At 36.9% G+C, this 10,537-nt stretch carries 10 protein-coding genes; 8 read left to right on the top strand and 2 right to left on the bottom strand.

Annotation, left to right across the window (positions count from 1 at the left end; translation table 11 throughout):
- The first annotated feature begins 111 nt into the window (after positions 1-111).
- The 3 genes from rarD (at position 112) to ACODS7_RS14020 (ending at position 3,451) form a co-directional block, all read left to right on the top strand.
- The gene (gene rarD / locus ACODS7_RS14030) at positions 112-993 is read left to right on the top strand and encodes an EamA family transporter RarD (protein ID WP_086412244.1); all 882 of its coding nucleotides are present in this window, start codon (positions 112-114) and stop codon (positions 991-993) included.
- Positions 994-1,072: 79 nt separating this feature from the next.
- Positions 1,073-1,498 carry a divergent PAP2 family protein gene (locus ACODS7_RS14025; protein ID WP_016080711.1) on the top strand — a complete coding sequence of 142 codons (426 nt, stop codon included), beginning with the start codon at positions 1,073-1,075 and terminating at the stop codon, positions 1,496-1,498.
- A 99-nt stretch (positions 1,499-1,597) separates the two neighbouring features.
- Positions 1,598-3,451, top strand: a complete 1,854-nt coding sequence (locus ACODS7_RS14020) for a terpene cyclase/mutase family protein (RefSeq protein ID WP_016080712.1) — start codon at positions 1,598-1,600, stop codon at positions 3,449-3,451.
- Positions 3,452-3,524: 73 nt separating this feature from the next.
- On the opposite strand, the gene ACODS7_RS14015 is transcribed toward ACODS7_RS14020, so the two are convergent.
- The gene (locus ACODS7_RS14015; RefSeq protein ID WP_001035815.1) at positions 3,525-3,674 is read right to left on the bottom strand and encodes a YfhD family protein; all 150 of its coding nucleotides are present in this window, start codon (positions 3,672-3,674) and stop codon (positions 3,525-3,527) included.
- Between the two features lie 283 nt (positions 3,675-3,957).
- Here ACODS7_RS14015 and fabG point away from each other — a divergent pair, with 283 nt between their 5' ends.
- Positions 3,958-4,698 (top strand): 3-oxoacyl-ACP reductase FabG, encoded by a 741-nt coding sequence (gene fabG, locus ACODS7_RS14010; RefSeq protein WP_000395038.1) that lies wholly within the window; start codon positions 3,958-3,960, stop codon positions 4,696-4,698.
- Between the two features lie 49 nt (positions 4,699-4,747).
- On the opposite strand, the gene dhaS is transcribed toward fabG, so the two are convergent.
- Complete coding sequence (gene dhaS, locus ACODS7_RS14005) at positions 4,748-6,232, bottom strand: aldehyde dehydrogenase DhaS (protein ID WP_000080279.1); 1,485 nt, start codon at positions 6,230-6,232, stop codon at positions 4,748-4,750.
- Between the two features lie 273 nt (positions 6,233-6,505).
- Here dhaS and ACODS7_RS14000 point away from each other — a divergent pair, with 273 nt between their 5' ends.
- From ACODS7_RS14000 to ACODS7_RS13985, 4 genes are all read left to right on the top strand, one after another.
- Entirely contained in the window at positions 6,506-6,784 is a 279-nt protein-coding gene (locus ACODS7_RS14000) for a YhdT family protein (protein WP_000656244.1), read from the top strand.
- 3 nt (positions 6,785-6,787) lie between these two features.
- On the top strand, positions 6,788-8,221 hold the full coding sequence (gene panF, locus ACODS7_RS13995) for a sodium/pantothenate symporter (protein ID WP_016080713.1): 1,434 nt from the start codon (positions 6,788-6,790) through the stop codon (positions 8,219-8,221).
- A 122-nt stretch (positions 8,222-8,343) separates the two neighbouring features.
- Positions 8,344-9,276, top strand: coding sequence for a nucleoside hydrolase (locus ACODS7_RS13990; RefSeq protein WP_000756465.1), 933 nt, complete (start codon positions 8,344-8,346; stop codon positions 9,274-9,276).
- A 117-nt stretch (positions 9,277-9,393) separates the two neighbouring features.
- Positions 9,394-10,503 (top strand): serine hydrolase, encoded by a 1,110-nt coding sequence (locus tag ACODS7_RS13985; RefSeq protein WP_000751366.1) that lies wholly within the window; start codon positions 9,394-9,396, stop codon positions 10,501-10,503.
- Positions 10,504-10,537: the final 34 nt, after the last annotated feature.

Here is a 10,537-nt window from a genome sequence, read left to right as displayed (position 1 = left end):
GAATAACGTTTTTTTGTACTTGGGGGTAGTAAAAAGGCTTAAGTTGATGGGCATGGGAGTCAATCAGCAGAGCAAAAAAAAGGGATACTATATGCGGCTGGTGCTTATACGATGTGGGGAATCCTACCGATCTATTGGAAATGGGTTGAGGAAGTTCCAGCAGATGAAATATTAGCACACCGCATCGTTTGGGCATTTGTTTTTATGTTACTTGTATTAGGTGTTACGAAGAGGTTTCGCCAGTTTATTGGGGAATTTGTGAATCTTTTTAAACGACCTAAATTATTAATGTCATTAACAATAGCTTCAGTCTTGATTAGCGGAAACTGGTTTGTTTACATATGGGCCGTTAATCATAATCATGTTATTGAAGCGAGTCTTGGCTATTATATTAATCCGCTTATTAGTATTTTACTTGGTACAGTCGTTTTAAAGGAAAAGTTAAACTTTTGGCAATATGTTGCAGTTGGTTTAGCAGGAGTAGGGGTTGTCATTTTAACAGTACGTTTCGGATCTATTCCGTGGGTTTCTCTTTCACTTGCCTTTTCATTTGGATTGTACGGATTAACGAAAAAACTGTTAAATTATGATGCTACAATTGGACTTACGATGGAAACGATGTTAGTGACGCCGTTTGCGATCATTTATCTTGTTATGACAGGAGCACATGGTTTCGGCTCATTTGGATCTATTTCAATGTTATCAACGTTACTTTTAATAGGAGCAGGTATTGTAACGGCATTACCACTATTTTATTTTGCAAAAGGAGCACAACTTATTCCGCTTTATATGGTGGGATTTTTACAATATATTGCGCCAACAATTAGCTTAATTTTAGGTGTATTTGTATTTGGTGAACATTTCACATCTACACATATGATTGCATTTTTCTGTATATGGGTTGCTTTATTTGTATTCTCGGTAGCGAAGACAAAGTTTTTAGTGCAGAAACAACCGAAATTTATAAAAAATAAATCAGCAAAAGTATCATAATGCGTAGTATTTTCTACGCATTTTTCTTTATACTTATATTATATAGAATTTCCATTATAGTCAGTAAGGAGCTGAGAACATGGAAACAATTTTACATAATGATCCGCTTATGGCAGCTGTAATTTCATGGTTTTTAGCACAATTAACGAAAGTAGTCTTTAAATTAGTTAAAATGGGTGAATTTGATTTTGCAAAGTTTTTTGCTTCAGGTGGGATGCCAAGTTCTCATGCTTCAACTGTTACAGCGCTTGCTACAGGAGTTGGAGTAGTGGAAGGTGTGGAAAGCTCGATGTTTGCGGTTGCTGCTATTTTTGCCATTATTGTTATGTATGATGCTTCAGGAGTAAGGCTTGCAGTAAGTAAACAAGCAAAAATATTGAATGACTTTTTTCACGGTAGAGAAACAGAATATAAGAAGTTAAATGAACTTGTTGGGCATACACCGTATGAAGTAGTAGTTGGTGCTTTATTAGGGATTATTGTCGGAGTAGGATATTGTTTATGAGCAGAACATGTTATATGTTCTGCTTTTCTTTGTTTTTATACATATTCAGCTACCTTTTTGAATATCGTTATACGGATTTCGAAAGGGTGGGTGAGTAACTTGTTATTATATGAAAAAGTGCATGAAGAAATAGCGAGAAGAACAACTGCACTTCAAACGATGCAACGGCAAGATGGTACGTGGCGGTTTTGTTTTGAAGGAGCGCCACTAACAGATTGTCATATGATTTTTTTATTAAAATTATTAGGTAGAGATAAAGAGATAGAACCGTTTGTAAAAAGATTAGCATCACTTCAAACAAATGAAGGAACATGGAAATTGTATGAAGATGAAGTGGGTGGTAATTTATCTGCTACAATCCAATCTTATGCTGCCTTACTTGCATCGGAAAAATATACAAAAGAAGATGCGAATATGAAGCGAGCGGAAATGTTTATAAATGAGCGTGGGGGGGTAGCGCGTGCTCATTTTATGACGAAGTTTTTATTAGCGATTCATGGAGAATATGAATATCCTTCTCTCTTTCATTTGCCAACACCAATTATGTTTCTGCAGAATGATTCCCCTCTCAGTATATTTGAATTGAGTAGCTCAGCACGTATTCATTTAATTCCGATGATGTTGTGTTTAAATAAAAGATTTCGAGTAGGGAAAAAGTTATTGCCAAATTTAAATCACATTGCAGGCGGGGGCGGAGAATGGTTTCGGGAGGACCGATCTCCGGTTTTTCAAACACTATTAAGTGACGTGAAGAAAATTATAACGTATCCACTTTCTTTGCATCATAAAGGATATGAGGAAGTAGAACGTTTTATGAAAGAGCGTATTGATGAAAATGGAACATTATATAGTTACGCAACTGCCTCGTTTTATATGATTTATGCTTTACTTGCATTAGGACATTCTATTCAATCACCAATTATTCAGAAGGCTATAACGGGAATCACATCTTATATATGGAAGATGGAGAGAGGGGGCCATTTGCAAAACTCTCCGTCAACTGTATGGGATACAGCTTTACTCAGTTATGCTTTGCAAGAAGCTCAAGTTCCGAAAGCAAGTAAAGTGATTCAAAATGCATCAGCGTATTTACTAAGAAAACAGCAAACGAAGAAAGTAGATTGGAGTGTACATGCACCGGATATATCCCCAGGTGGTTGGGGGTTTTCGGATGTGAATACGACGATTCCAGATATTGATGATACAACTGCTGTGTTAAGAGCATTGGCGCGAAGTAGAGGGAACGAAAATGTAGATAATGCTTGGAAGCGAGCGGTTAATTGGGTTAAAGGATTGCAAAATAATGATGGTGGTTGGGGGGCTTTTGAAAAAGGAGTAACGAGCCGTATATTAGCAAATTTACCAATCGAAAATGCAAGTGATATGATTACAGATCCTTCTACACCAGATATTACAGGAAGAGTGTTAGAGTTTTTCGGGACATATACGCAAAATGAATTGCCCGAGAAACAAAAACAAAGTGCGATAAATTGGTTAATGAATGTACAAGAGGAAAATGGATCATGGTATGGGAAATGGGGAATTTGTTATATATATGGTACGTGGGCAGTGTTGACTGGTTTACGGTCACTAGGAATACCATCTAGCGATTCATCATTGAAACGAGCAGTTTTATGGCTTGAACATATACAGCATGAAGATGGTGGCTGGGGAGAATCTTGCCAAAGTAGTGTGGAAAAAAGATTCGTTACTTTGCCATTTAGTACACCATCCCAAACAGCATGGGCTTTAGATGCCCTCATTTCTTACTATGATAAAGAAACACCAGTCATTCGAAAAGGTATTTCATATTTGCTCTCCAACCCTTATGCAAATGAAAAATATCCTACTGGAACAGGTTTACCAGGTGGATTTTATATTCGTTATCATAGTTATGCTCATATATATCCGTTGCTTACTTTGGCTCATTATGCAAAAAAATATAGAAAATAAACCGAGAGATGTCTCTCGGTTTATTTTGTTGGGTAGTAGGTCCCTTTTGAAAAGAATAAGGTTGTGATGTACCTTATTTTTCGGTTGATTGGCGTTTTTGACGTGCATCAGCGGCATTTGCACGTGCGTTTGCTTCTAAGTCATTGTGGTCAGCGAGTTCGCGAGAGAACTCAACGTCAATGCCATCAGTTGCTTTGCTTTGTTTGAAATTCTTTTTGTTCATTCGACACAATCTCCTTACACTTTATCCTGCATAACGGGTAGTAAAATTCCCACCTCAAAATTCAGATGGAACAAAGAAGCTAGGTGGGAGATTAACTGCCCGTAAATGCCCGATTGGTTCAACTAATAATCAGTGGGGATGAACAAACTTCCCACTGATTAAAGTTTCACTTTATGCGACGTTGCAAAGTTAGTTTGACACAAATAGACTTTTTTATACAAAGAGGAATTGGAAAGCAAGGAGCCGAAATATACAGTATAAGTAATAGAAATGAGGGATAGGGATGGAGTTTTTAAATGGGAAAACAGCTGTTGTAACAGGAGCTGCACAGGGAATTGGAAAAGAGATTGCAAGGGTTTATGCAAAACTAGGGGCGAAAGTATTAATTAGCGATGTAAATGAAGAGAATCTACAAAAAACGACACGTGAGTTATCAGATGAAGGATATGAAGTGTGCTCATATCGATGTGATGTGAGTAATCAAAATGAAGCAAAGTCGTTAATTGAATATGCGGTTCAAAAATTTGGTACATTACATATTTTGGTGAATAATGCTGGAATTACAAGAGACGCAATGTTACATAAAATGGAGAAGTCTGCTTGGGAACAAGTATTACAAGTGAACTTAACTGGAGTTTTTTATTGTATGCAACCAGCGCTTCTTTACATGAGACAACAAGGGTATGGACGCATTATTAATATATCTTCAATTAGTAGAGAAGGAAACATAGGTCAAGCAAATTATGCGGCTACAAAGGCAGGAGTTGTCGGTTTAACGAAAACAGCAGCGAAAGAAGTTGGAAGCTTCGGTATTACTTGTAATGCGATTTGTCCGGGGTTTATGGATACAGATATGACAAAAACGATACCAGATAAAGTGAAAGAAAAGATGGTTGGTGCTATTCCAGTTGGTAGAATTGGAACGCCAGAAGATATTGCGAACGCGGCAGCCTTTTTAGCATCAGAATACGCATCTTATATTACAGGTGAAGTATTAAATGTGAGCGGAGGACTGCAAGTTTAAAGGAATACATAATGAAAAGAACCTGACCAGGTAGGTCAGGTTCTTTTCATTAATTTAAGTTAAGCCAAACGCTCTTTACTTCTGTATAGTTATTTAATGCGTAAGATCCCATTTCACGGCCAAGACCAGATTGTTTAAATCCTCCAAATGGAGATGCTGCATCAAAGACGTTATAACAGTTTACCCATACTGTACCTGCACGTACTTTACTTGCAACATAGTGTGCTGTTTTAACATTTTCTGTCCACACACCAGCCGCTAAGCCGAATTGTGATTTATTTGCACGTTCAATTACTTCATCAATATCGTTAAACGGTATTGCAGAAATAACTGGACCGAAAATCTCTTCTTTTGCGATCGTCATTTCATCATTTACGTCAGCGAATACTGTAGGAGAAACGAAGTAGCCTTGATCGAATGGATTACTTCCTCCGCAAAGTACTTCAGCGCCTTCTTCAATCCCTTTTTCAATGTAGCCCATTACACGTTTTTGTTGTTCTTCAGAAACGAGAGGACCAATTGTTGTTTCAGGGTTAAGACCGACACCTTGATTTAGTTTTTTAGAATAGAGGACGAGATCAGCCATGACATTATCATACATTTTCTTCGGAACAAATAAGCGTGATCCAGCAGAGCATACTTGTCCTTGGTTAAACATAACACCAGAAAGTGCACCAGGAATCGCGCGAGATAAATCAGCATCTGGCAAGATGATATTTGGTGATTTACCGCCTAACTCAAGTGTAACGCGTTTTAATGATTCGGATGCTTGTCGCATAATTTGTTTACCGACAGGAGTAGAACCGGTAAATGCAATCTTATCAACGAGTGGATGATTAACGAGAGCTTGTCCAGCTGATTCACCGAATCCAGGTACGATATTAATAACACCTTTTGGGAATCCAGCTTCTTCAATTAATTCAGCTAAGTATAGAGCAGATAGTGGAGTTTGTTCTGCAGGTTTTAAAACGATTGTACATCCTGTAGCAAGCGCTGCTCCCATTTTCCACATTGCCATAAGAAGCGGGAAGTTCCAAGGGATAATTTGACCAACGACACCAACAGCTTCATGGCGTGTATAGTTAAAGTAATCACCGGAAACAGGAATTGTTTGACCAACGATTTTCGTAGCCCAGCCAGCGTAATAGCGCATATGCTCAATTGCAAGTGGTATGTCTGCTGCCATTGTTTCACGGATTGGCTTTCCGTTATCTAATGTTTCGAGCTGTGCAAGCTCTTCTTTATGTTCTTCCATTAAATCAGCTAACTTGTACATGAGACGGCTTCGCTCAGCAGTGCTCATACGAGACCAAGGACCTTCGTCAAAAGCCATGCGAGCTGCGACTACAGCTTTATGAATATCTTCGCGACCAGCTTCAGAAACGACGGCAAGTGTTTCACCAGTTGCTGGATTAGGTGTTTTAAATGTTTTACCGGAAGCGCTTTCAATGAAAGATCCATTCACATATAACTTTTTTGTACCTTGAAGAAACTTTTCTACCTTTTCATGAAGATTTACAGCTAGTTGACTCATTGTATAACCCCCTTGAAAATATAATGTAAACGCAGTACGAGACGGCGCTTATTCCGAAATCAAGGATGTGGAAACTAGATGGAAAGCCTCTAATTAAAATCATAATTAAGAAATACTGAAAATTCAAATTTCATTTGTGTTACAATTGTAAAAAATATGTAATGTAAGAGAAGCTTCTATATAATTATAAAAAATCCTGCTTGTTTTTGCTTTCAAGTAGGAAAAACTAGAAGAACAATGGTACAATAATACATCGTGAGAGGAGGGGGAAAAATGAAAGATTATCATGATGATCCACGGTTTCGAATAGCTCATAGAGAAGCGTTAATTGGTCTTGGACTTGCTATTATTAATTTTATAATATGGTACGGATTCGCTTATGGGCTTGGTAGTAAAAATCCGAGTGAATATACATATGTATTAGGTTTTCCCGCATGGTTTTTTTATAGCTGTATCGTTGGATTTATCGTTATGGTTATTTTACTTAGTTTAGTTGTTCGTTTTGTATTTCAAGATATTTCACTCGATGAGGAAGAAAAAAGTGAGGAATAATAGATGAATTGGTATGTAATCATTCCAATGATAATTTCGTTTATCGTTGTATTTTTAATTGGTGTATATGCTTCAAGACGCGTGCAAGCAACTGCTCATAATAAATTTTTACAAGAATATTTTCTTGGTGGGCGTGAGCTAGGCGGTTTATTATTAGCGATGACAATGATTGCTACGTACGGTAGTGCAAGTAGCTTTATTGGTGGTCCGGGTATTGCTTACAATATGGGGCTTGGATGGGTACTGTTATCTGCGATTCAAGTTGTAACAGGGTATATCGTTTTAACGGTTATCGGTAAAAAGTTTGCAATTATCGCTAGGAAGATGGAAGCAATTACTCTTATCGATTATTTAAAAGGGAGATACAATAATAAAGCAGTTGTTATACTCTCTGCGTTATGTATTATTATCTTTTTATTTTCGGCGACAGTAGCCCAGTGGGTCGGCGGCGGACGATTAATCGAGTCACTAACGGGTCTATCGTATACAACAGCACTATTTTTATTTACTTTTTCTGTACTTGTGTACGTATTAATTGGTGGTTTTCGTGCAGTCGCGCTATCAGATACATTATTAGGAATCATTATGTTAGTTGGAACGACAATCATTTTAATTGCTACTGTCATTGCTGGTGGTGGAATTGAAAAGATTATGCAGGAACTTGTTCAAATTAATCCGAATTTAATTACACCATTCGGCGCAGATGGCAGTTTAACGAAATCATATGTTACATCATTTTGGATTTTAATTGGAATTGGTGTTGTAGGTTTACCGCAAATTAGCGTGCGTGCCATGTCTTATAAAAATTCAAAAGCTATGCACCAAGCTTTAATAATTGGAACAGTTGTCGTTGGTACAATTATGATCGGTATGCATTTAACAGGTGTATTTGCAAGAGTAGTACTTCCAGGTATAACGGTACCAGATAAAGTAATGCCGCTACTCGCGATGGAAGTGTTGCCACCTTGGTTAGCTGGAGTTTTCTTAGCTGCACCAATGGCGGCGATTATGTCTACAGTAAACTCTTTATTATTACTTGTAAGCTCGTCAATTATTAAAGATATATACGTAAATTACATAAATAAAGATGCAGCAGACAGTACGATAAAAAAAGGAAGTTTGTGGATTACTGGTATTGTAGGACTACTCGTTTATGTAGCGGCCATTAAACCACCAGACTTTTTAATATGGTTAAATTTATTTTCTTTCGGTGGATTAGAAGCAGCATTCATTTGGCCAATCGTATTAGGGTTATATTGGAGAAAAGGAAATGCTACAGGAGCGCTTGCTTCCATTTTCGTTGGAGTAGGTTCATATATGTGTATTCATCTTTTCTATCCAAATCCGTTCGGTATACATACAGTTGTCTTCCCAATTTGTTTTGCGTTTATCGCTTATGTTATTGGAAGTATGAGTGCTGTAAAAAAAACAGTATAGGTTAGCTGAAGAACGTAGTCCTTATAAGACTGCGTTTTTTCGTATGAATTTGTTCTTTTTTATTCTGTATATCCACGTTTATTCATAAGTTAATAACAACTGAGGAGATGGAGTTGAGGTCGATGAAAAAAGTGTTATTTTTAGGAGACCCAGGAATTGATGACTCTTTAGCGATTATGTATGGATTGTTGCATCCTGATATTGATATTGTTGGGGTAGTAACGGGATATGGAAATGTAACACAAGAAAAGGCGACAAGTAATGCCGCATATTTATTGCAAATGGCAGGACGGGAAGATATACCTGTTATTAATGGTGCGAAAATTCCTTTATCCGGAGATGTTACAACGTATTATCCAGAAATTCATGGGGCAGACGGTTTAGGACCAATTAAACCTCCAAAAACTTTTTCGCCAAATATAAAACCTTTTTGTGCATTTTTTGATCTTCTTGAAAAATATAAAGGAGAATTAATAATAGTCGATGCTGGTAGATCAACAACACTAGCGACAGCATTTATTTTAGAAAAGCCGATGATGAAGTATGTGAAAGAATATTATATAATGGGCGGTGCTTTCTTGATGCCTGGCAATGTAACACCAGTCGCAGAGGCGAATTTTCATGGTGATCCCATTGCGTCACAATTAGTCATGCAAAATGCCAAAAATGTGACATTAGTGCCACTTAACGTTACATCGGAAGCAATTATTACGCCGGAAATGGTAAAATATATTACGAAACACTCTAAAACGAGTTTTAATAAGTTAATCGAGCCGATATTTACGTATTATTATAAAGCTTATAGAAAGTTAAATCCGAAAATAAAAGGAAGTCCAGTACATGACGTCGTTACAATGATGGTTGCGGCAAATCCATCCCTTTTAGACTATGTATATCGTCGTGTCGATGTAGATACAGCTGGAATTGCAAAAGGAGAGAGTATTGCTGATTTTCGGCCTCAACCTGATGCAAAAGCATTAAAAAATTGGGTGCGAATTGGTTGGTCGTTGCATTATAAAAAGTTTCTTGAGGATTTTGTGAAATTTATGACGTAGACATAATAGGAGCATACAAGTTAAAATAATGGAGATGGTTATTTAAATGACCATCTCCATTATTTTGTTTTTAAATGATAAATAGAGAAGAGTTACACAATAGGAGAGGAATTTTACTTGAAAAAAACTATAGTATGCGCAGTAATTGTGGGTATTTTTGTTTTGCTAATATCGGGTAACTTTTTAGTGAAAAAAGTGTGGAGTTCAAATAATGATGATGCACAGTATATTGCATCTTTTATTGAAGAACATAAAGATGAAAAAAATAGTGCGCTTCTAGTAAAGAGAAATGATAAAGTTGTTTATTCTGTAAACCCAAATGTTGTATTGCCAGTTGCTAGTACGATGAAATTAATTGTGGCGCTTGAATATACGAAACAAGTTACTGAAGGGAAAATTGATTCGTCTAGTTTCGTGTCGATTAATGATGTGAATCGCTATTATGTGCCAAATACAGATGGTGGTGCACAAGATAGATGGCAAAAGTATTTGGAGAAGACGGGCAAGATAACTGAAGGAGCGGTTTCTTTAGAAGAAGTGGCAAAAGGAATGGTTAAGTTTAGTTCGAATGCAAATGCTGAATACTTAATGGAATTGTTAGGATTAGATAACATTAATCGAAACTTACAAAGTTTATCACTTCCTGCACATCAACCACTATTTCCAATCGTTTCATCTTTGTATATCCCGGGATATTTGCATAAAGAATTACATGTTCCAAAATATAAAATAGAGAAAAAGTTAAAAGAAATGTCTCAAGAGCAATATCGTGAATATGCGATGATTATTCATGAACGCTTAAAGAAGAAGGGACCATTATTACAGAAGGAAATTCCGCTTTATTTAGAGGAACGTTACGACAAAATTTGGTCAGATAGATTACCAGCAGCTTCGGCAAATGATTATATGGTATTACTTCAAAAGGCAAACCATAAAGGTGGTTTGACAGAAGCTGAAGAAAAAGTGTGGGCAAATATCGTTGAAACAGACATGAGTGCCAAGAAATACCGTAAAACATTTAGACATGCTGGGCAAAAGAATGGTTACACACCATGGACGGTTACAAAAGCGGTTTACGCTATGGATAAACGTGGAAACTGTACAGAAATTGTGTTTTTGGCGAATAATTTAAATGAAGACGATAGTGCAGAAATACGGAAACATTTAGCAAACTTACATTTCCAAGTGTTGCAAAGTGATAAGTATGATGCGACTTTTATTAAATAAACTCGGTGCAGAGAGCACCGAGTTTATTTTTATC

This window comes from Bacillus sp. FG16 (assembly GCF_057809515.1).
The sequence above is the reverse complement of the archived record's forward strand: the minus strand, read 5'-3'. Positions and strand labels throughout refer to the sequence as shown.

What these genes read in the sequence shown, in the direction of transcription:
- ACODS7_RS13990 (WP_000756465.1), top strand. Translation starts at nt 8,344, where the DNA reads ATGAAAAAAGTGTTATTTTTAGGAGACCCAGGAATTGATGACTCTTTA.
- dhaS (WP_000080279.1), bottom strand. Translation starts at nt 6,232, where the DNA reads ATGAGTCAACTAGCTGTAAATCTTCATGAAAAGGTAGAAAAGTTTCTT.
- ACODS7_RS14015 (WP_001035815.1), bottom strand. Translation starts at nt 3,674, where the DNA reads ATGAACAAAAAGAATTTCAAACAAAGCAAAGCAACTGATGGCATTGAC.
- rarD (WP_086412244.1), top strand. Translation starts at nt 112, where the DNA reads ATGTGGGGAATCCTACCGATCTATTGGAAATGGGTTGAGGAAGTTCCA.
- ACODS7_RS14025 (WP_016080711.1), top strand. Translation starts at nt 1,073, where the DNA reads ATGGAAACAATTTTACATAATGATCCGCTTATGGCAGCTGTAATTTCA.
- ACODS7_RS14000 (WP_000656244.1), top strand. Translation starts at nt 6,506, where the DNA reads ATGAAAGATTATCATGATGATCCACGGTTTCGAATAGCTCATAGAGAA.
- panF (WP_016080713.1), top strand. Translation starts at nt 6,788, where the DNA reads ATGAATTGGTATGTAATCATTCCAATGATAATTTCGTTTATCGTTGTA.
- fabG (WP_000395038.1), top strand. Translation starts at nt 3,958, where the DNA reads ATGGAGTTTTTAAATGGGAAAACAGCTGTTGTAACAGGAGCTGCACAG.